General features: G+C 66.6%; 21 protein-coding genes. 17 read left to right on the top strand and 4 right to left on the bottom strand.

The features are described from left to right. Positions 1–63: 63 nt before the first annotated feature. The 15 genes from hemP (at position 64) to FIV34_RS15365 (ending at position 16,253) form a co-directional block, all read left to right on the top strand. Complete coding sequence (hemP, locus tag FIV34_RS15435; RefSeq protein ID WP_246058641.1) at positions 64–243, top strand: hemin uptake protein HemP; 180 nt, start codon at positions 64–66, stop codon at positions 241–243. Positions 244–336: 93 nt separating this feature from the next. Next, the gene (locus tag FIV34_RS15430) at positions 337–900 is read left to right on the top strand and encodes a hypothetical protein (RefSeq protein ID WP_139984282.1); all 564 of its coding nucleotides are present in this window, start codon (positions 337–339) and stop codon (positions 898–900) included. A gap of 143 nt (positions 901–1,043) precedes the next feature. After that, on the top strand, positions 1,044–2,315 hold the full coding sequence (locus FIV34_RS15425) for an efflux RND transporter periplasmic adaptor subunit (RefSeq protein WP_139984280.1): 1,272 nt from the start codon (positions 1,044–1,046) through the stop codon (positions 2,313–2,315). Positions 2,316–2,347: 32 nt separating this feature from the next. Continuing rightward, a complete protein-coding gene (locus FIV34_RS15420) occupies positions 2,348–3,061 on the top strand; it encodes an ABC transporter ATP-binding protein (protein WP_139984278.1) in 714 nt (237 codons plus the stop codon). Between the two features lie 26 nt (positions 3,062–3,087). Further along, positions 3,088–4,398 carry an ABC transporter permease gene (locus FIV34_RS15415; RefSeq protein ID WP_139984276.1) on the top strand — a complete coding sequence of 437 codons (1,311 nt, stop codon included), beginning with the start codon at positions 3,088–3,090 and terminating at the stop codon, positions 4,396–4,398. Between the two features lie 12 nt (positions 4,399–4,410). After that, positions 4,411–5,631: an ABC transporter permease gene (locus FIV34_RS15410; protein ID WP_139984274.1), complete on the top strand. Its 1,221-nt coding sequence runs from the start codon at positions 4,411–4,413 to the stop codon at positions 5,629–5,631. Between the two features lie 21 nt (positions 5,632–5,652). Continuing rightward, complete coding sequence (locus tag FIV34_RS15405) at positions 5,653–6,963, top strand: ABC transporter permease (RefSeq protein ID WP_139984272.1); 1,311 nt, start codon at positions 5,653–5,655, stop codon at positions 6,961–6,963. After that, on the top strand, positions 6,963–8,183 hold the full coding sequence (locus tag FIV34_RS15400) for an ABC transporter permease (protein WP_139984270.1): 1,221 nt from the start codon (positions 6,963–6,965) through the stop codon (positions 8,181–8,183). The genes FIV34_RS15405 and FIV34_RS15400 overlap by 1 nt, the downstream gene beginning before the upstream one ends. Then, the gene (locus tag FIV34_RS15395; protein ID WP_246058640.1) at positions 8,173–9,480 is read left to right on the top strand and encodes an ABC transporter permease; all 1,308 of its coding nucleotides are present in this window, start codon (positions 8,173–8,175) and stop codon (positions 9,478–9,480) included. Before FIV34_RS15400 ends, FIV34_RS15395 begins: the two co-directional genes overlap by 11 nt. Before the next feature lie 7 nt (positions 9,481–9,487). After that, on the top strand, positions 9,488–10,696 hold the full coding sequence (locus FIV34_RS15390) for an ABC transporter permease (RefSeq protein WP_139984266.1): 1,209 nt from the start codon (positions 9,488–9,490) through the stop codon (positions 10,694–10,696). Positions 10,697–10,756: 60 nt separating this feature from the next. Continuing rightward, positions 10,757–12,091, top strand: coding sequence for a sigma-54-dependent transcriptional regulator (locus tag FIV34_RS15385; protein WP_139984264.1), 1,335 nt, complete (start codon positions 10,757–10,759; stop codon positions 12,089–12,091). Positions 12,092–12,104: 13 nt separating this feature from the next. Further along, positions 12,105–13,496 carry a sensor histidine kinase gene (locus tag FIV34_RS15380; RefSeq protein WP_139984261.1) on the top strand — a complete coding sequence of 464 codons (1,392 nt, stop codon included), beginning with the start codon at positions 12,105–12,107 and terminating at the stop codon, positions 13,494–13,496. A gap of 50 nt (positions 13,497–13,546) precedes the next feature. Beyond that, positions 13,547–14,512, top strand: a complete 966-nt coding sequence (locus tag FIV34_RS15375) for an SPFH domain-containing protein (RefSeq protein ID WP_139984259.1) — start codon at positions 13,547–13,549, stop codon at positions 14,510–14,512. A 21-nt stretch (positions 14,513–14,533) separates the two neighbouring features. Then, on the top strand, positions 14,534–14,971 hold the full coding sequence (locus FIV34_RS15370; protein WP_211352643.1) for an NfeD family protein: 438 nt from the start codon (positions 14,534–14,536) through the stop codon (positions 14,969–14,971). Continuing rightward, positions 14,964–16,253 carry a threonine/serine exporter family protein gene (locus FIV34_RS15365; protein ID WP_246058639.1) on the top strand — a complete coding sequence of 430 codons (1,290 nt, stop codon included), beginning with the start codon at positions 14,964–14,966 and terminating at the stop codon, positions 16,251–16,253. Before FIV34_RS15370 ends, FIV34_RS15365 begins: the two co-directional genes overlap by 8 nt. An 8-nt stretch (positions 16,254–16,261) precedes the next feature. Here the strand turns inward: FIV34_RS15365 and FIV34_RS15360 are convergent, their stop codons facing one another. The 4 genes from FIV34_RS15360 to FIV34_RS15345 all read right to left on the bottom strand — a co-directional run bounded on the left by FIV34_RS15360 (position 16,262) and on the right by FIV34_RS15345 (position 19,833). Further along, positions 16,262–16,639: a tautomerase family protein gene (locus tag FIV34_RS15360; protein WP_139984257.1), complete on the bottom strand. Its 378-nt coding sequence runs from the start codon at positions 16,637–16,639 to the stop codon at positions 16,262–16,264. Positions 16,640–16,702: 63 nt separating this feature from the next. Further along, complete coding sequence (locus FIV34_RS15355; RefSeq protein WP_139984255.1) at positions 16,703–17,026, bottom strand: H-NS histone family protein; 324 nt, start codon at positions 17,024–17,026, stop codon at positions 16,703–16,705. A 644-nt stretch (positions 17,027–17,670) separates the two neighbouring features. Then, positions 17,671–19,371, bottom strand: coding sequence for a proline--tRNA ligase (locus FIV34_RS15350; protein ID WP_139984253.1), 1,701 nt, complete (start codon positions 19,369–19,371; stop codon positions 17,671–17,673). A 39-nt stretch (positions 19,372–19,410) separates the two neighbouring features. Beyond that, a complete protein-coding gene (locus tag FIV34_RS15345; RefSeq protein ID WP_139984250.1) occupies positions 19,411–19,833 on the bottom strand; it encodes a DUF4124 domain-containing protein in 423 nt (140 codons plus the stop codon). Between the two features lie 157 nt (positions 19,834–19,990). Between FIV34_RS15345 and pssA the strand changes: the two genes are divergently transcribed. Both pssA and FIV34_RS15335 read left to right on the top strand, forming a co-directional pair. Further along, positions 19,991–20,776, top strand: coding sequence for a CDP-diacylglycerol--serine O-phosphatidyltransferase (gene pssA / locus FIV34_RS15340; protein ID WP_139984248.1), 786 nt, complete (start codon positions 19,991–19,993; stop codon positions 20,774–20,776). 3 nt (positions 20,777–20,779) lie between these two features. Next, positions 20,780–21,247 carry a hypothetical protein gene (locus tag FIV34_RS15335; protein WP_139984246.1) on the top strand — a complete coding sequence of 156 codons (468 nt, stop codon included), beginning with the start codon at positions 20,780–20,782 and terminating at the stop codon, positions 21,245–21,247. The last annotated feature ends 1 nt before the right edge of the window (position 21,248 follow it).

Below are 21,248 nucleotides of genomic sequence, written 5' to 3'. Positions count from 1 at the left end.
CATTATCATCAACTCCGCACCCTCACTTGCGGAGCGTTAGCCATGTTGATGAGAAGCCTTCCGATGAACGACACCGCTCGCCGCGACACGGTCGTTCCCCTGCGCGCCGCCATGGCGGCCCCCGCGCGCCGCGTTGAAAGCAAGAACCTCCTCGACGGTTCGCGCGAGCTCGTCATCGAGCACCAGGGCGCCGAGTACCACCTGCGCCTGACCCGCAACGACAAGCTCATCCTCACCAAGTAAGCCGGTTCCCTCTCCCCGACGCCAAGCCACGCGGGTCTCCCCTCGCCGCCAGCCAGGCATCCCTTCCCACGGCCGTCACCGGGAGACGCCCTCATGTTCGGTTGGCTCGCATCCTTTGGCGTGCAGTCGCGCGCCCGCACCGGTTCCACCACCCGCTGGCTCGCGGTGTCCCCGCGCACGCTGGTGGAAGGCCTTGGCCAGCTCGGCGGGGTGCTTTATCTCGCGCCGCGTCCGACGTCCTGCCCGGCCAACGTGCTGCCGCCGGCGGGTTGCCTGGTCGAGAACGCCGACCTCGCCCCGTTGCTGTCCACCGCCTGCGTCGGCCTCACCTGCGCCATCACGGCGGAGGGCCCGCGCGAATGGCTGGACTGCGTCAGCAGGGAAGGGGACACGCTCGCGCGCATCTACCTCCTGCCCGACACCGACTACCTCGCGTGGGACGGCCTGTTCGCCGACGCCATCGCCATCGAGGCGCCGGATCGCCGCGCGCCGGATCGCGAATGGCTGCGCGCCAGCCGCGCCCGCGTGCTCAGCTTCCAGCGCCGCCGCCTCGTCGGCTTCGACGTGCTTGGCGCGCGAGAGGTGCTGATTTCCACGCTCGGCCGTGGCGTCGCCCGCGACATCGCGGTGTCCGAATCGGTGGCCATCACGTCCTGAACGGCCACGGCCACTGTCCGGACGGATGTCCGCGGACACGTAAGCCTGGTCGCTGAGACGACGTAAGTGGCGGAAAAACCTAAGCTTCCCTGATTGGCACGCGCCTTGCTGAAGTCATCAGCAAGTTCTTCAGGGAAGCCATCATGATTCGAGATACCTCCGCCCAGGATCGCCTTGTCGCGGTCGCCCCGAACCGCAAGCGCAAGCTGATCCTCGCCGGCGCCGCGGTGGCCGTGCTGGTCGCCATCGGTTTCTCCGTACCGAAAATCGCCACGATGTTCTCCGCCGACACCTCGGTGAGTGCATCGCGGCTCACCTTCGCCACCGTCACCCGTGGCCCCTTCGTGCGTGACATCGCCGCCGAAGGCAAAGTGGTCGCCGCCGTGAGCCCGACGCTCTACGCCCCGTACGGTGGCGCCGTCGTCATGCAGGTGCATGCTGGCGACGTGGTGAAGAAGGGCCAGGTGCTCGCCATCGTCACGAGCCCCGAGCTGACCAACAAGCTTGCGCAGGAGCAGTCTGCCGCGGATGCCATGCAGGTCGAATACCTGCGCGCCCAGGTGGATGCCAAGAAGAAGCGCTCTGAGCTGCAGAAGGCCTTTGACAACGCCGTGGTCGACCAGACCGCCTCCGAGCGCGACCTGAAGCGTTACCAGGGTGCGTTCGAGAAGGGCGCCGTGCCGGTAGCCGATGTCGACAAGGCCAAGTCCGCCCTCGACAAGGCCGCCATTACGCAGAAGCACGCGCAGAGCGACCTCACCGTCGACAACGACAGCCTCACCTTCGATATCCAGGCCAAGAAGCTGGCGCACGACCGCCAGGTGTTGCTGGTGAAGGACCTCCAGCGCCAGGTCGAAGACCTCAACGTGAAGTCGCCGGTGGATGGCCAGGTCGGCCAGCTGTTCATCGCCGAACGCGCCACGGTGGCGAAGGACGCGCAGCTCGTCAGCGTCATCGACCTCACCGCGCTCGAGGTCGAAATGAAGGTGCCGGAAAGCTTCGCTCGTGACCTCGCCATCGGCATGCCCGGCGAGATCACCGGCAACGGCAAGGAATGGAAGGGCAAGGTCAGCGCCATCTCGCCGGAAGTGGTCAATGGTGAAGTGGCCGCCCGCCTGCGCTTCGATGGCCAGTCCCCGAGCCAGCTGCGCCAGAGCCAGCGTCTCTCCGTGCGTATCCTGCTCGACAGCCGCGCCAACGTGCTCACCGTGCAGCGTGGCTCGTTCGTCGACGAAAGCGCCGGCCGCTACGCCTATGTCGTTAACGATGGCATGGCTGATCGCCGTGACATCCGCGTCGGTGCCAGCAGCATCGACAAGGTAGAAATCCTGGACGGCCTGAAGGAAGGCGACTCGATCGTCGTCTCCGGTGCCGACACCTTCGGCGACGCCAAACACGTCGCTATCGCCCGCTGACCGCCCAACCACTTTCCAACGAGGGATCCGCCATGTTGAAGATGAACCACCTCGCCAAGGTCTACCGCACGGAAGTCGTCGAGACCTACGCGCTCCGCGATTTCAATATTGATGTGAAGGAAGGCGAGTTCGTCGCCGTCACCGGCCCCTCGGGCTCGGGCAAGACCACCTTCCTGACCATCGCCGGCCTGCTCGAAACCTTTACCGGTGGCGAATACCATCTGGACGGTATCGAAGTGAGCCAGCTCAACGACAACGCCCGCTCGAAGATCCGCAACGAGAAGATCGGCTTCATCTTCCAGGCGTTCAACCTGATTCCCGACCTCAACGTGTACGACAACGTGGAAGTGCCGCTGCGCTATCGCGGCATGAAGGGCCCGGAGCGCAAGCAGCGCATCATGGATGCCCTCGAGCGCGTCGGTCTGGCCTCGCGTGCGCGCCACTACCCGGCGGAACTCTCCGGCGGCCAGCAGCAGCGCGTCGCCATTGCCCGTGCGCTGGCCGGCTCGCCGCGCCTGCTCCTGGCCGATGAGCCCACGGGTAACCTGGATACGCAGATGGCCCGCGGCGTCATGGAACTCCTCGAGGAGATCCACCGCGAAGGCGCGACCATCGTCATGGTCACGCATGACCCGGAACTGGCCGCGCGCGCCCAGCGCAACGTCCACGTGATCGATGGCCAGGTGGTGGATCTCTCCGAAGAGCCGCGCTTCCACGCGCATCCGCACCACGCCGTCCGTTCCTGACCCCACGCCAAGACACGGTGACGTCCATGTTCGCCTACTACCTCCAGCTTGGCCTGCGCAGCCTGCGCAAGAACCCGATGCTCACCGCCCTGATGGTGATGGCCATCGGGTTCGGCGTGGCCGCCTCGATGACGACCTATGCGGTCTACCGCGCGACATCGCGCGATCCGATCCCGCAGAAATCCAGCGTGCTGTTCAACACGCAGATCGATGCCTTCGGCCCGGAAAACCTCGAGAACGGCGAGCCGCCGCCGGCACTGAGCTACACCGACGCCACCGCGATCCTGCGCGCGCACAAGGCGACGCACCAGGCCATCGTCTATCCGGTCAACGTCTCGGTGATCCCGGAGGATCCCTCGCACCTGCCGATGCGCCAGACGGCGTACGCCAACGGCGCCGACATGTTCGGCATGTTCGACATGCCGTTCATCCAGGGCCGGGCGTGGACGCGCGACGACGACGAGAAGCACGCCAGCGTCGCCGTCATCACCCGCGACCTCAACGACAAGGTGTTCAATGGCGGGCAGAGCGTCGGCAAGCAGCTCAACCTCGATGGCCGGCTGTTCACCATCGTGGGTGTCATGGACAACTGGAACCCGCAACCGCTGTTCTTCGACGCGCCCAACACGGGCGGCTTCGTCGATGAAGGCGCGACGGTGTACATCCCGTTCACCCGCGCCATCGACCTGCAGCTCGGGACCAACGGCAACAACAACTGCGTGAAGGAACCCGAGCAGGGCTGGGACGGCTACCTGCGCTCGGAGTGCATCTGGCTGGCCCTGTGGACGCAACTGGATAGCAAGAGCGAGGTGGACGCCTACCGCAGCTACCTCAATGGCTACGCTGCCGAGCAGCAGCGCGCCGGCCGCTGGAGCTGGGCGCCGAACGTGAAGGTGCGCAACGTCGTCGACTGGCTGGACGTGCAGAAGGTGGTCCCGAAGGAATCGACCATCTCGCTGGTCGTGTCGCTGGGCTTCCTGGCCATCTGCCTGGTCAACACCGTCGGCCTGCTGCTGGCCAAGTTCATGCGCCGCGCACAGGAGATCGGCGTACGTCGCGCCCTGGGCGCCTCGCGGGCCACGATCTATGCGCAGTTCCTGATCGAAGCCGGCGCCGTCGGTATCGCAGGCGGTGTGCTCGGGCTGATCCTGACGGGGCTGGGCATGCTGGGCACCTCGCTGGTGTTCCCGTCGGATATCGCGCACCTGGCGACGCTGGATCCCACGCTGATCTTCCTCACGCTGCTGGTGTCCATCGCCGCCACCGTGATCGCCGCTTTCTATCCCACGTGGCGCGCCGCTCAGGTGCAGCCGGCGTGGCAGCTGAAGTCCAACTAAGGGCACGCTGGCATGAATCTCCAGATCAAACCCATCCTCTCCGCCCTGCGCCGGCACAAGGCAGGCACCATCCTCATCGCGCTGCAGATCGCGCTGACCCTGGCCATCGTGTGCAACGCCCTGTTCATCGTCCACCAGCGTATCGAGCGGTCCAACCGCACGACGGGCATGGATGAGAGCAATGTCATCGCGGTGCAGAACCGCTACGTCGGCAAGCCCGAGACGTTCATCCCGCTGATGCAGACCGATCTCGCAGCGATCCGCAACGTGCCCGGCGTGGAATCGGCCTACATCACCAACGCGTTCCCGTTGCGTCGGGGTGGCTGGTCCACCGGCATGCAGATCGACCCGAACAAGACCAAGGACAGCCTGCCGAGCGCGTTGTACTTCGTGGACGACCAGGCGCTGAAGACGCTTGGCGTCAAGCTCATCGCTGGCCGTAACTTCACCCCGTCCGAAGTCGTCAACCTGCCGCCGCAGAGCACGCCGGCGCCGGCACAGGTGATCATCACCAAAGCGATTGCCGACAAGCTGTTCCCGAAGGGCGATGCGCTGGGCAAGACGATCTATTACGCGAAGAACAAGCCGTCCACGGTCATCGGTATCATCGAGAAGCTCACGGTGCCCTGGATCGAGTTCGACCACATGGACAACGTCACGCTGATGCCGGTGCGCTTCGACAGCAGCTACCAGCACTTCCTCGTCCGCACGCGGCCGGGACAGCAGGATGCCGTGTTCAAGGCCATTCCGACGGCGCTCTACAAGGTGAGCCGCATGCGCGTGCTGCCCGAGAAGTACGGCCTGCGTACGTTCGAGACGGTGCGTGCCAACGCCTACGAGGCGGACCGCGGCATGGCGATCCTGATGACGGTGGTCTGCGCCGTGCTGCTGGCGATCACGGCGGCGGGCATCGTCGGCCTGTCGAGCTTCTGGGTGGGCCAGCGTCGCAAGCAGATCGGCGTGCGCCGCGCGCTGGGTGCCCGTCGCTCGGACATCCTCAGCTACTTCATGACGGAAAACTTCCTGATCGCGCTGGGCGGCGTCATCGTCGGCACGGGGCTGGCCCTGGGCCTGAGCCAGTGGATGCTGAAGTACTTCGAGATGCCCCGTGTTTCGCCCACGTACGTCGGTGTCGGCATCGTCCTGTTGCTGGCGCTCGGCCAGGCGGCCGTGTTCGCCCCGGCGCTGCGCGCCTCGAAAGTTTCGCCGGTGGAAGCGACGCGCAGCGTCTGATTCGTCACGGAAGGAGTGGTCATGTTTGGTTATTTCCTTGAGCTGGCCTTGCGTAGCCTGAAACGCAGCAAGGCCCTCACGGCGCTCATGGTGCTGGCGGTGGCCATGGGCATTGGCGCCTGCATGACCACGCTCACCGTCCTCCACGTGGTGTCGGGTGACCCGATCCCCGGGAAGAGCCAGAAGCTGTTCTACCCGCAGATCGAACCGCGCGACGAAGACAACGGCTTCTACACGAAGGGCGAGCCGCCCGAGCAGCTGTCGTGGCGCGATGCCATGGCGCTGCTCAAGGCCGGCCGGGCCGATCGCCAGGCCGTGATGACCGGCGGCATGGCCCCGGTGCAACAGGCCGATACCACGCAGGACCCGTTCTTCGTCCGTGCCCGTTACACCACCGCTGATTTCTTTGCCCTGTTCGACGTGCCGCTGAAGTACGGCCATGCGTGGTCGGCCACGGAAGACGACCGGCGCGAGCGCATCGCTGTCATCAGCAGCAGTCTCAACGACAAGCTGTTCCACGGCGAGGACAGCATCGGCCGCACCGTGCGCTTTAACGGCGCGGACCTGCGCGTCGTCGGCGTCATCGAAACCTGGCGTCCGCATCCGCACTTCTACGACCTCAACGCCGGCAACTATGCCGAGGGTGAGGACGTGTTCCTGCCGTTGGGTACCTCCCGCGACATCCACGCGCCGCGTTCCGGCTCGCGCGATTGCTGGGGGAAGGGCCACCAGGTGGAGGAAAATACGCTGGAGACGGCGGATTGCGTCTGGGTCCAGCTGTGGGTGGAGCTCGACACGCCCGCACGCGTTGCCGATTACAAGGCCTTCCTCGTGCACTACTCCGAGGAGCAGCTGGCGGCTGGCCGGTTCCACCTGCCGGTGAACGTACGCCTGCGCAACGTCATGGCATGGCTCGATTCGCAGAAGGTGGTACCGAAGGACGTGCATCTGCAGGTCTGGCTGGCCCTCGGCTTCTTCGTGGTCTGCCTGGTGAACACCGTGGGCCTCATGCTCGCGAAGTTCATGCGCCGATCCGCCGAAGTGGGCGTGCGTCGCGCGCTGGGTGCCTCGCGCGGCGCCGTGTTCGCCCAGCTGGTGACCGAGGCCGGCATGGTGGGCCTTGCGGGTGGCGTCGCCGGCCTCCTGTTCGCCGTGCTCGGCCTTTGGCTGGTTCGTAAGCAGCCCGATCAGTACGCCTCGCTCGCGCACCTGGACCTGCCCATGCTGGCGGCCACGTTCGGCATGGCCATCGGGGCCACCGTCGTGGCAGGCCTGCTTCCGGCCTGGCGTGCCTGCCAGATCACCCCCGCCCTGCAGCTGAAGAGTCAGTGATGCTCGATATCCGACCCATTCTCTCGACCCTGCACCGGCACAAAGTGACGGCGGTGCTGCTCGTGCTGGAAATCGCACTCACCTGCGCCATCGTCTGCAATGCCGTCTTCCTGGTACGCCAGCGGCTGGACTGGATGCAGATGTCGTCGGGTGTCGACGAAGCCCACGTCGTGGATGTACGCCCGGTCGCCATGGGCGGCACGCTGGAGTCGCACGGGCGCATCGAGGAAACCCTCGCGAGCCTGCGCAACATCCCCGGGGTGGAGCAGGTCAGCCTGATGAACCAGATCCCGCTCGGCAAGGAGTCGTGGAACGCGGGCATCAAGCTGGACCCCAACGTGGTCGCGCCCGCCATGCATGTGGCTAACTACTATGGCGACAACGCCATCCCGACGCTGGGTGGCCAGATCGAAGAAGGGCGTGATTTCCGCCCCGACGAATACGCCTGGCTCGACGACATCACCAGCGGCCGCACCGATGTGGTGATCCCGCACGTGGTGATCGTCACTCGCTTCGTCGCGGACCAGCTCTTCCACGGCCACGCGCTGGGAAAGGTGCTGTACCTCGATGACATCCCCATGCGCATCATCGGCGTCACCCGCAACATCGTTCGCCCCAACGTGTTTGATCGCGCCACCACCTACGGCAGCATCTTCCTGCCGGTGCACATGACCGAAGGCCTCGGCGCTACTTACGTGATGCGCACGAAGCCGGGGCAGGGCGACAGCGTGATCAAGGCCGCGGCGGCGAAGCTGCGCGAGCTGGATCCCAATCGCGTGATCCTCTCCAAGCGACACTTCAGCGAGGTGCGCGATGCCTTTTTCGCCAGCGATCGCGCCATGGCCAACCTGCTGGTCGGCGTCTGCGTCGCGCTGCTGGTCATTACCGCGCTGGGCATCGTGGGCCTGGCGAGTTTCTGGGTGTCGCAGCGTCGCCGGCAGATCGGCGTGCGCCGCGCGCTGGGCGCCACCCGGCGCGACGTGCTCCGCTACTTCCAGACCGAGAACTTCCTGTTGGCCACCATGGGCATCGCCCTGGGCATGGTGATGGCCTATGGCATCAATATCGTGTTGATGGTGCACTACGAACTTCCCCGCCTCCCGGCCGCGTACCTCCCGATGGGCGCGATCGTCCTCTGGGCGCTGGGCCAGATTGCCGTCTGGGCACCCGCCCACCGCGCTTCGAATGTGCCACCTGTTGAGGCCACCCGTGGGAATTGAGTTCGGTTATCACCTGGAAATGGCGGTACGCAGCCTGCGCCGCAACCCGATGCTCACCACCCTGATGATCGTCGCCGTGGCGCTCGGCATCGGTGCCTGCATGACGACGCTCACGGCCCTGCACGTGCTCAGCGGCGACCCATTGCCCGGGCGCAGCCAGCAGCTATACATGCCGCGCCTCGAGCCGCGTTCGAAGGATAGTGGCGAAGAGGTGCTGCCTTACCAGCTCACCTGGACGGACGGCATGGCGCTGTTGCATGCGGCACGCGGCACCCACCAGGCGCTGATGCTTGGCGGCTCGGCCACGATCTATCCGGACGACCCTGCGTCGGATGCGTTCATTGCCCCGGCACGCTACACCAGTGCGGACTTCTTCCCGATGTTCGACGTGCCCCTGCAGTTCGGGCAGGGCTGGGCGGCCGCCGATGATGAGAACCGCGCGCATGTCGCGGTGATCAGCGACGCGCTCAACCAACGGCTCTTCGCGGGCGAAAACAGCGTCGGCCGATCGATCAAGGTGAACGAGACCTCGTTCCGCGTCATCGGCGTGATGTTGCCGTGGCGGCCAATTCCGCACTTCTACGACCTGAGCGTGGGCGACTATGCCAAGGCCGAAGACATCTACCTGCCGCTGACGTCCGCGCGCACTGCCCACCTGCCGCGCGACGGCGGTATCGAGTGCTGGTCGGGTGGCAGTGGCGATGAAGAGAACATGGAAGCCGCACCGTGCGTGTGGCTGCAATTCTGGGTACAGCTCGATGACGCCGCCGCCGTCGCGGCGTACCGCACCTTCCTCGATGGCTATGTGCGGGAACAGCACGCGGCGGGACGCTACGAGCAGCTGGTGCCGACAGCCCTGACCGGCGTGCGCGGGCTGCTGGACGAACGCAAGGTGGTGCCGGGTGACGTGCGCCTGCAGTTCTGGCTGGCCGCCGCGTTCTTCGTGGTCTGCCTGGTGAATACCGTCGGCCTGATGCTGGCGAAGTTCATGCGCCGCGCGGGCGAGCTTGGCGTGCGTCGTGCCCTTGGCGCATCCCGTAGGGACATCTTTGCGCAGCTGGTCGTCGAGGCAGGCATCATCGGGCTCGCCGGCGGCGTGCTCGGCCTGGGCCTGGCCTGGGTGGGCCTGCTGCTCGTGCGGATCAACCCCGACCGCAGCGCGCAACTCGCCCATCTCGACGTCCCCATGCTGGTCACCACCTTTGTCCTGTCGATCCTGGCGTCGATGCTCGCGGGCTTGTTCCCCGCGTGGCGCGCATGCCAGGTACCGCCCGGCCTGCACCTGAAGAGCCAGTGACATGCGCATGGACATAGCCCCCATCCTCGCCGCCCTGCGTCGGCACCGGGTCACCTCGGTACTGCTGGTGCTGCAGATCGCGCTCACCTGCGCCATCGTCTGCAACGCGGTGTTCCTGGTGAACGATCGCCTGCGCTGGATCCATACGCCCAGCGGCATCGACGAAGATCGCATAGCCGCGCTGGACACCTCGTCACCCGGCAAGGGCGTGGACATCCACGCGCGCACGGCGGCAGACCTTGCCGCGCTGCGCGCGGTGCCGGGTGTCGAGGCGGCCTCGGTCATCAATTCGCTGCCCTTCGGCAGTCGCTCCTGGAGCAGCGGCATACGCCTCAGCCTCGAGGAGAAGGTGCCACGTGCCAGTATCGCGATGTACTACGGCGAAGCCGTCGGCGAGACGCTGGGTGCCCAGTTGCAGGAAGGCCGCTGGATGCGCCCCGATGAGTACCAGTGGGTCGACGACGTGCAGCTTAAGCGCGTCGCCTCTGCGCATGTGATCGTGGTCACCGCGCCGGTCGCGGAACGGCTGTTCCCGGGGCAAGGCGCGCTGGGCAAGACCCTCTACATCGGCGATGAGCCCTACCAGATCGTCGGCATCATTCGCTGGCTGGCGCGCGCCGCCGGTGGCCGGGGAAGCATCGGTGAGGCCATCCTCGTACCGTGGCGCATGGTGCCCACGTACGGCGCAGGCTTCATCATCCGCACGGGGCCGGGCCAGGCCGGCGCCGTGCTGGATGCGGCCGCCGAAGCCTTGAAGAAGGTCGATCCGCGCCGGGTCATCACCGACAAGTCCACCTTCAAGGACGTCCGCTCCGACTTCTTCTCCGGCGACCGCGCGCTATCCGCCATGCTGGTGGGCGCCTGCGTGGTGCTGCTGGCCATCACCGCCCTGGGCATCGTCGGCCTGGCCAGCTTCTGGGTGGCCCAGCGGCGCCGCCAGATCGGCGTGCGCCGGGCCCTGGGGGCCACCCGTCGCGACGTGCTGCTGTACTTCCAGACGGAAAATTTCCTGCTGGCGAGCATGGGCATCGCGCTGGGGATGGTGCTGGCCTATGCCATGAACATCGTCCTGATGGTCCATTACGAGATCCCCCGCCTGCCCTGGGGTTACCTGCCGGCGGGCGCGCTCACGCTGTGGCTGCTTGGGCAGCTGGCCGTGCTGGCGCCGGCCCTCCGCGCCGCGTCGGTTCCCCCGGTGGAGGCCACCCGTGGCTAGAATGGGCATTGCAACCTTTTTCGGGGGAGGGGCATCCATGACGGCATGCGAAGGAACACGATGCGCTGCGTATTGATCATTGACGACAACCCCGCCGTGGGCGAGGCGTTGTCGCTTGCACTGAGCCTGCACGATATCCGCCCGCTGGTGGCGCTCACCCCGGAAGAGGGGCTGGCCACGCTGGCGCGCGAGCGCGTGGATGTCGTCATCCAGGACATGAACTTCACCGCCGACACCACGTCGGGCGAGGAGGGCGCCGAGCTCTTCAAGGCCATCCGCGCCCGGCATACCGACCTGCCGGTGATCCTGCTGACCGCCTGGACCCACCTGGAGACCGCGGTGGAGCTGGTGAAGGCGGGCGCCTCGGACTATCTCGCCAAGCCGTGGGACGACACCAAGCTGCTGGCGACGGTGGAAAACCTGCTCGAGCTTTCCGAGACCACGCGCGAAGTGACCCGGGCGCGCAACGAGCGCCGCCGCCGTCGCGAGGCGCTTGAGAGCAAATACGACCTGGACGGCCTGGTGTTCAGCTCCGAAGCCATGAGCCGCACCGTGGAACTGGCCTGCCAGGTCGCGCGTTCCGACGTGCCGGTGCTGATCACCGGCCCCAACGGCGCAGGCAAGGAGCGCATCGCCGCGATCGTGCACGCCAATTCGCCGGTGCGTCGCGGCGCGTTTATCGCCGTGAACTGCGGCGCGCTGCCGGGTGAACTGATCGAGGCCGAACTGTTTGGTGCCGATGCCGGTGCGTACACGGGTGCCAACAAGGCGCGCGAAGGCCGCTTCGAAATGGCCGACGGCGGCACGCTCTTCCTCGACGAGATCGGCAACCTGCCGCTGCCCGGCCAGATGAAACTGCTGCGCGTGCTGGAAACCGGCCAGTTCGAGCGGCTGGGTTCGGGGCGCACGCGGCAGGTGAAGGTGCGCGTCATCAGCGCAACCAACGCGGACCTCAAGGCGATGATCGCCGCGGGCACGTTCCGCGAAGACCTGTACTACCGCCTCAACGTCATCGACGTGAACCTGCCGCCCTTGTCCGAGCGCAGTGACGACATCCTGCCGCTGGCGGAGTTCTTCCTCGACGGAAAGGCCCACCTCAGTGAGGATGCGCGCGAGGCCCTGCTGGCGCATGCCTGGCCGGGTAACGTGCGTGAACTAAAGAACGCCATGGCGCGCGCGGCACTGCTCGCCGCGGACGGCCGTATCGAGCCCGTGCACCTGAACCTGCCGGTGCCGCAGGCCAGCACCACCCGCAACCTGGACGAGCCCAGTCGCGAATCCGTCGAAGCGGCGCTGGCTACGGCAGGCGGCGTGGTCAGCCGTGCGGCGAGCACCCTGGGCCTGTCGCGCCAGGCGCTGTACCGGCGGATGGAACGCTACGGCCTGGCCGTCTGAGGCGTTTGCCGCCATGAAGCGCTTCTCGCTTGAGGGCCGGATGGCCATCGTCGTCGGTGTGTCGGCGATCATTGGCGCGCTGGTGTTCGCCGGCGTCGCCATCTGGCCGTTTCCGCAAGCGATGGCGTGGCTGAACGAACTGTCGAAGCATCCCGGCCAGCCCGTCGTCGCGGGCCCGCCGGAACCGGTGGATACACGCACCGCGCTGATCATCTGCCTGCTGTTGCTCGTGCCGCTCTCGGCGTGGATGGCGCACGTGCTGGTGGAGCCGATCCGGCGCCTGATACGTGCGCTGGAAAGCGCGGTGGCCAGCTATCGCGACGGCGACTACAGCATGTCGATCGGCACCGATCGCATGGACGAGCTGGGCGACCTGATCCGCATGCATAACCAGCTCGGCAGCATCCTGCGCGAGCAACGCCAGCACCTGGCCCAGCGCGAACTGCTGCTGGATACCGTGGTCCAGAACACGCCCGTGGCGCTCGTCCTCACGGACGGGCAGGGCAAGGTCACCTACGCGAATATCGCCGCGCGTCATCTGTTCAACGAAGGCCGTGCGCTGGCGGGGCTGGATTTTTCCTCGGTGCTGGAGGTGATGCCCGAGAACCTCCGTGCCGCCGCCGCTGCTGGCGAGGACGCGTTGTTTACCGTCGAAATGGAAGGCAGCGAAGAAACCTTCCATCTTTCCCAGCGCGGCTTCCGCCTGCAGGGGCGCCCGCACCGGCTGCAGCTGTACCGGCGCATGACCCGCGAGCTTTCGCGCCAGGAAGTGCATACCTGGAAGCGCGTGATCCGCGTGATCAGCCACGAACTCAACAACTCGCTGGCGCCGATTTCGTCCCTGTCGCATTCCGGTGCGGAACTGGCCCGGCGTGGCGACCTGGCGCGGCTACCGGGCGTGTTCGCTTCCATCGGTGACCGCGCGAAGCACCTGCACGGCTTTATTTCCGGCTACGCGAGCTTCGCCAAGCTGCCCACGCCGCAAGCCCGCGAGATCGCGTGGGGCCCGTTCCTCGATGCGCTGGCCTTGCACGCCCGCTTCCGCCTCAGCGCGCTCCCGCCGGAGCATCCCGGCTGGTTCGATCCCACCCAGATCGAGCAGGTGCTGATCAACCTGATCAAGAACGCCCATGAGGCGGGTGGCGACGAGGAAGAGGTGACGCTCGGCGTCCACCTGGTCGGGCGCGATTGCCTGATTGACGTCTCCGATCGCGGCCCCGGCATGAGCGAAACCGTGCTGGCGCAGGCGCTGCTGCCGTTCTACTCCACCAAACGCTCGGGTACGGGCCTCGGGCTGGCGCTGGCTCGCGAAATATCTGAGGCCCACGGCGGCCGTATCGCGCTGTCCAACCGCGATGGCGGTGGCCTGCGCGTCACCCTGGTGCTCCCTGCGGGCCCGCACTAAGGCGCTTCGCCTATACTCCCGGTCAATCAAGCCAAAGGGAGTAAGGCACCATGGGTAGCATCGTCGCACTGGTCGTGATCATCGTCGCGATCACCGTCCTCGCCAAACTGATCCGCATCGTGCCGCAGGGCTACGAGTGGACGGTGGAAATGTTCGGCAAGTACACCGGCACGCTGTCGCCCGGGCTGCATTTCCTCATCCCGTTCGTCTATAGCATCGGCCGCAAGATGAACATGATGGAGCAGGTGCTCGACGTCCCCTCCCAGGACGTGATCACCAAGGACAACGCGGTGGTCCGCGTGGACGGCGTGGTGTTCTACCAGGTGCTGGACGCGGCCAAGGCCGCCTACGAGGTGGCCAATCTGGAGATGGCCGCGCTCGCCCTGATCATGACCAACATCCGTACCGTGCTCGGCTCCATGGACCTGGACGAGAGCCTGAGCCAGCGTGATGCGATCAACGCCAAGCTGCTCACCGTCATCGACGAAGCGACCCACCCGTGGGGCGTCAAGGTCACCCGCATCGAAATCAAGGACATCTCCCCGCCGCGCGACCTCGTCGACGCCATGGCCCGGCAGATGAAGGCCGAGCGCGAAAAGCGCGCCAACATCCTCGACGCCGAGGGCTTCCGCCAGGCCGCCATCCTGAAGGCGGACGGCGAGAAGCAGTCCGCGATCCTCGAGGCGGAAGGCAAGAAGGAAGCCGCGTTCCGCGAGGCCGAAGCCCGCGAGCGCCTCGCCGAAGCGGAAGCCAAGGCCACAACCATGGTCTCGCAGGCTATCGCCGGCGGTGACGTCAACGCGCTCAATTACTTCATCGCCACGAAGTACGTGGACTCGCTGAAGGAAATGGCCAAGAGCCCGAACCAGAAGACCCTGCTGCTGCCGATGGAATCGGTCGGCATCCTCGGTTCGCTGGCCGGCATCGCCGAGCTGGCCAAGGATTCGCTCACCAGCCAGCGCGCGAAAGAGCAGCCCGCGCCGCAGCCGCCGCGCACGCCGCCGCTGGCGCGCTGACCGGTGATCGGGGACATGGCCATGCATTACATCTGGTGGATCGTGGCGCTGCTGCTGATCGGCGGTGAAGTGCTGATGCCGGGATACTTCATGTTGTGGATCGGCATCGCCGCTGCCGCCATGGGCATCGTGATGTTTGCGCTGCCCGACCTGGGGCCGTTGGCGCAGGCGGTGCTCTTCGCACTGTTCACCTTCGTCTCGTGCTTCGTGTACTGGAAGTTCGTCCGGCCGCGCCTGGCGCGCGTGCCGTCGGGCAACGAGCGCCTCAACCGCCGTGGCGAACAGCTCATCGGCCAGCGCTTCACCCTGTGCGACGCGATCATCAACGGACGCGGCAAGGCACGCGTGGGCGACGGCATGTGGCTGGTGACCGGCCCGGACCTGCCCGTGGGCGCCACGGTGGAAGTCACCGGCATCGATGGCACCATCCTGCGCGTGAAGGCGGTGGAGGTTGGCTGAGGTCCTGCCGCAGGCGGTGCCGGTCCCGGTGAGCTTTGCCACCACGGCGATCAACACCCGTATCGCCTTCCTTACCGAGCTGGCCCGCCGCCTGCACCAGTACGGCACCACGGCGCCGCGCCTGGAAACCGCCATCGCCAAGTCGGCCCAGCGCCTGGGCCTGTCGGCCGAGGTGTGGTCCAGCCCGACCGCGATCATCGTTTCCTTCGCGGATCTGGGGCAGGGCGAGGATGGCGTGGCCCAGGTCACGCAGGTGATGCGCCTGCCGCCGGGCGACGTGAACCTGGCGCGCCTGGTCGAGGCCGACCGCATCGCCGATATCGTCATCGACGGCCAGATGGAGCTGCGCGAAGGCTTCCACCTCCTGCGCAAGCTCGGTGCACCCGAAACCTTCCGCGCCGAGCTGGGCGTCATCGCCAGCTACGGCCTGTGCGCCGCCAGCGTCGTCGCCCTGCTGCTGCACAGCGCGTGGCCCGACCTGATCACCGCCGGCATCATCGGTATCGTCATCGGCTGCATCACCGTCGCCTCGGGCAGCCGCCCGCGCCTGGCGGCCGCCAGCGAGGCGATCAGCGCGATGGTGGCCACCATCATCGCTACCGTCGTCGCGGCGTACATCGTGCCGCTGGCGTTGAAGTCCGTGATCCTCGGCAGCCTTATCGTGTTGCTGCCCGGCATGGCCCTCACGACCGCCGTGCGCGAGATCTCCAGCCAGCACCTGGTGGCAGGCGTCGCGCGCATGGGCGGTGCCGTGGCCACGCTGCTCAAGCTCACCTTCGGCACCGTGGCGGCGACGCAGCTATGCGAGGCGCTGGGCATCATCCCGCACGATTACGCGCTGCCACCGCTGCCGTCCTGGGCGGACTGGCCGTCGCTGGTGCTGGGCGCGTTCTCGTTCGCCATCCTGTTCCGTGCGGCGCGGCGGGACTGGCTGGTGGTGATGGGCTCGGTGGTACTGGGTTACCTGGCCACGCGCTGGGGCGGGCAGGTCTCGGGGTCGATTCCCGGTGCGCCGTTCGGCGTGTTCATCGGCGGCGTGCTGCTGGGCTCGCTCAGCAATGTCTACGCGCGCTACGCACAGCAGCCGGGAGCGGTGGTCCGCGAGCCCGGCATCATCCTGCTGGTGCCGGGCTCGGTGAGCTTCCGCAGCGTGTCCTACCTGCTTGACCGGGACACGTCGCTGGGCATGGACACCGGCTTGCTCGGTGTCACGCTGCTGGTGTCCCTGGTGGCGGGCCTGCTGTTTGGCGACCTGATCGTCGCGCCACGCCGCTCGCTGTAGCAGACGCTTCAGGCGTAGGGCATCTCGCCGTTGCCGAAGGACCAGTTCTCCTTCTTGACCTCGACCAGGTTGATCAGCACGTCGCCGGGCTTCACGCCGGGCGACTTGCCCATGTTCTCGACGATGGCCTTGTACAGCTGCCGCTTCTGATCCTGCGTGCGGGTGTCGTTGAAGGTGATCTGCACGAAGACGATGTCGTCGGTGCGATGGATGCCGAGGTAACCCGGGTCGTACACGAGGCCTTCGGAGTCGTACTCGGCAATCACCTGGAAGCGGTCGTCCTTCGGTGCGCCAATGGCGACGAGGGCGTCATGCACCGCCTGTCCCAGCGCGGTGCGATAAGCGGCATCTTTGCCGCGACGGACGTCAATGCGAACGAGTGGCATGGGCATGGCCTGGTGGGTGGAATGCCCACCATCATAAACCCGGATAAAGCGGTGGAGCTTTTATCAGGCCAGCATGTCTTTTTCTTTGACGCCGGTTTTCAGCGCATCGTTGAACCAGCGCGGGCGCTTGCCGCGACCGGACCAGGTCTGCTCGGGATCGGTGGGGTTGCGGTATTTGGCGGCGACGCTGACACCGGCGCGCTTGGAGCGCGGGGGACGCTGGCCGAAGACGTCGTCAAACGTGAGGCCTTCGGCTTTGATGAGGGCGTTGATCTTGTCGCGCAGCTCGGTGACCTTGGCTTTCTGCAGCTCGGTCTGGCGAGTCTGCGCCTTGGCGATCAGCTCGGTGAGCTGGTTATGGTTGAGGTTTTTGATGTCGACGGCCATGGCGTCCTCCCGATGGTTGGTTTGCGACGGGCCATTACGCGGGCGGGGGTACCGGCTTTGCTAATGGCGATTTTTGGCCATTGTGGCGCAATTAAATGCCCATGGGGAGGGATTTGATTATCTTTGTCTTAATATCAGAAAAACCCTACAAGGGGTCGGGGTAATCCCCGTCATTGATTATCGGGGTTTTCTCAAATATCCCCGGGTGGGCTCGGCTTTGCCTTCGCCGGGGGGTGCTCGCCTTCGGCGTCGCAGCGGCGCTCGGACGTGGCCGCAGTGGAGCCCTGGGTGCCCACCCTCGCTGCTCAGACAACGCTCTGCGTTCGAAAAGGAGGCCGCTACGCGGCTGTTTACCTATGGGCCTACGGCCGCGAACCGGTGGCTGGGCGGGGGTTTTCGACACGACATTCCCTGTCGTGGCGAAAACGGTGGGCCCTCCATGGCCCACCCCCTGCGGGCCTGATCCTTCCAGCCCCCTCGCGACACTAAACTCGCCTCGAGGGTGGGCACCCAGGACTCCCGTCATCACAGAGGCGCCTTGGTGGAAGGCCAGCGCCCGCAACGTGCGAGTCGTCGGGGACACTGGGCCGCATAAAAAAGGCCGCGATTGCTCGCGGCCTTTTCTGACACAGGAAGTGGAGGGCTTAGCCCTTCAGCATCGCCAGCAGTTCCTCGCGGGTGACGTTGCGGGCTTCGGCGTCGGTGCGGGCGCGGTATTCGAAGGTGCCGGCTTCGAGACCGCGGCCGCTGACGACCACGCGGTGGGGGATGCCGATCAGTTCCATGTCCGCGAACATCGGGCCCGGGCGCAGGCCGCGGTCGTCGAGGACGGTGTCGATGCCGGCCTGGGTCAGTTCCTGGTAGAGCGAGTCGGCCGCTTCCGCCACGGCCACGTCGTTCTTCGGGTTGATGATGCAGACCGCCACGCGCCAGGGGGCCATGGCGTCCGGCCAGATCATGCCGGCGTCGTCGTGGCGCTGTTCGATGGCGGCGGCGACGATGCGGCTGACGCCGACGCCGTAGCAGCCCATGAACATGGTGCGCATCTTGCCCTGGTCGTCGAGCACGCCGGCGCCCATGGCTTCGGCGTATTTCTGGCCGAGCTGGAAGATGTGGCCGACTTCGATGCCGCGGGCGAGGCGCAGGGTGCCCTTGCCGTCCGGCGAGGCGTCGCCGTCGACGACCTTGCGGATGTCTTCGACGCGGGTGACGCGTGCGTCGCGGTCCCAGTTGGCGCCGGTGTAGTGGGTACCGTCCTGGTTGCCGCCGCAGACGAAGTCCGCCAGCACGGCCGCGCTGCGGTCGACGATGACGGGGATGTTGTCCGGCAGGCCGACCGGGCCGATGAAGCCGGGGCGGGTGCCGGTGGCGGCGAGGATCTGCTCTTCGCTGGCCAGCTCCGGCTCGTCGCCGAGTTCGGCCAGGTGGGAGACCTTCACCTCGTTGATTTCGTGGTCACCGCGCAGGCACAGGGCGACGAGGCCCTCGGCGCCGCGGACCAGGATGGTCTTCACCGTCTGCGTGGCCGGCACGCCCAGGAACGCGCTGACCTCGGCAATGGTGCGCTGGGTGGGGGTGTCCACGCGCTGCAGCGCGGCCGACGGGGCAGGGCGTTCGGTGGTCGGGGCAAGGGCCTCGGCCTTCTCGATGTTGGCCGCGTACGGCGAGGCATCGGAGAAGGCGATGTGGTCTTCGCCCGAATCGGCGAGCACCTGGAACTCATGGCTGGCGCTGCCGCCGATGGCGCCGGTGTCGGCGTCCACCGCACGGAACTCCAGGCCCAGGCGGGTGAAGATGCGGCTGTACGCGTCGTACATCACCTTGTAGGTCTCGCCGAGCGATTCCGGGGTGAGGTGGAACGAGTAGGCGTCCTTCATCAGGAACTCGCGCGCACGCATCACGCCGAAGCGCGGGCGGATTTCGTCGCGGAACTTGGTCTGGATCTGGAAGAAGTTGAGCGGCAGCTGCTTGTAGCTCTTCAGCTCGTTGCGCGCGAAGTCGGTGATGACTTCCTCGTGCGTCGGGCCGTAGCAGAACTCCTGCTCCTTGCGATCCTGGATCTTCAGGAGCTGGCCGCCGAACTTCTCCCAGCGGCCGGTTTCTTCCCACAGCTCGCGCGGCTGCACCGACGGCATCAGCACCTCGATGGCGCCGGCACGGACCATTTCCTCGCGGACGGCGGCTTCCACCTTGCGCAGGACGCGCAGGCCCAGCGGTGCCCACGTGTACAGGCCCGACGCCAGCTTGCGGATCATGCCCGCGCGGAGCATCAGCTGATGGCTGGAGATTTCCGCGTCAGCGGGCACTTCCTTGACGGTGGCGAGGTGGAACTGGCTAAGGCGCATCAGGCGATATCGTCGGGGAAAAGCGGAATTATAGGGCGGTTACGACTTGCAGTAGAGGGTCATCTGCGCCTGGTTGGTTTCCACCTGGCGTGCGCGGCCGGCATCGTCGAGCTGGGTCTGGCCGCCCTTGCCATCGTCCATGGACACCACTTTCTCCTTCTGGAGGACGTCCATGTTCTTCTTCAGCTGGTCGCACAGCTTCGCCCGGTTGGCCGGGTTATCGGCCACGGCGGTGCCCGGCGGCGGGGCGGCGGTCGCCGCTTTGGCCGGCGCGGCGGGGGTGGCCGAGGCCGGTGCGTTGACGCCACCCTTCATCGTGATGGTCTCCACCTTGGCGCTGTTGGCCGGGGGCGGGGTATCGGAAAGGTGGGTCACGCCCTGGGCGTCCTTCCACCGATAGGCCTGGGCGAGGGCCAGGGGACAGACGGCGACGAGCAGGAGGAGGGCGATGCAACGGCGCATGCGGCGGTTCCCAGGCATAGGGTGAATGAGGCGAACACATCTATCACCCGCCTCGAGGGCACGCAAGCGACCTGCGTCCCGCTTTGTGCCGGGAATGCGCGGACTGACGGTTCACGGCGGCTAGGCTAAACTGGAATCCCAAGTGACGACTGAGCCCATGAGCGATCCGATCCAAGCCCGGGGGCCGCGCCATCGCGGTATCTACCTCCTGCCGAACCTGTTCACGACGGGCGCGATGTTCGCCGGTTTCTACGCGATCGTGTCCGCGATCCATGGGAATTACGCCACGGCCGCCCTGGCGGTCTTCGTCGCCGGCATCCTGGATGGCATGGACGGTCGCATCGCCCGCCTGACGAATACCCAGAGCGAGTTCGGCGTGCAGTTCGACTCGCTGTCGGATCTGGTGAGCTTCGGCCTTGCCCCGGCGCTGGTCATGTACACGTGGTCGCTCTCGTCGCTGGCCGACTATGGCCGCACGTGGGGCAAGATCGGCTGGGCCGCGGCGTTCATCTATGCCGTATGCGCCGCGCTGCGCCTGGCCCGCTTCAACACCCAGGTGGGCGTGGCCGACAAGCGCTACTTCCAGGGGCTGGCCAGCCCGGCGGCTGCCGCGCTGTGCATGTCCTTTGTCTGGACGATGACCAAGTTCGACATCCCCGGCCCGGACGTGGCGTTTTTTGCCATGCCGCTGGCCGTGATCGCCGGCCTGCTGATGGTCAGCAACGTACGCTACTACAGCTTCAAGGCGTGGCCGAAGGGTGATCGCGTGCCCTTCATCATGCTGATCGTGGCCGTGCTCATCGTGGTGCTTTTGCTGATCGATCCGGCCCGCGTGCTGTTCGCCGGGACGATGATCTACACGATCTCCGGTCCGATCATGACCCTGTGGGGTCGCGCCGCCCATCGTCGCCGCGTGCGTCGCCACGCGAAGCCGGCGGAATAAGCCATGCCTGCCGTCTCGCCCGATCGTCGCGAACGCCTGCTCAAGGTCATGGGGGTCACCCCGTGGCGCCTGCGCAGCGCGGATGCCTCATCGGCGGCGATGGCAGGCGCGGTGAACGATGCGGTGCCGGGCGAGGGCGTGGCCTGCGTGGTCGTGTTACCCGCCGGTGCCAGCGAGCGCGAGCTTGACCTGGTCGGCCGCGCGCTGCGTGCGTTTGGTCCGGTCACCGGCCGCGCGGCGCGGCTGGAAGCGGGTGAGCGTGGCCTCGGCCACGTGCCCGTCGCGGCGAACTACCTGGTGTTTGGTGAAGCGCAGGCGCGCGCCCTGGGCCATGAATTGCCGGCCGCGGTGATGAGCGCCGCGCAGATCGTGCTGGTGGACACTCCGTCGGCGCTGTTGGCCGATGCGGCCGCCAAGCGTCGCCTGTGGAACGGCCTGCGTGCCCTGGGCCGGTCTTTCGGCAGGAGCTGAT

The organism is Luteibacter pinisoli (assembly GCF_006385595.1).
Taxonomy (GTDB): domain Bacteria; phylum Pseudomonadota; class Gammaproteobacteria; order Xanthomonadales; family Rhodanobacteraceae; genus Luteibacter; species Luteibacter pinisoli.
Note: the sequence above shows the minus strand (reverse complement) of the source record. Positions and strands in the feature narration are given on the sequence as shown.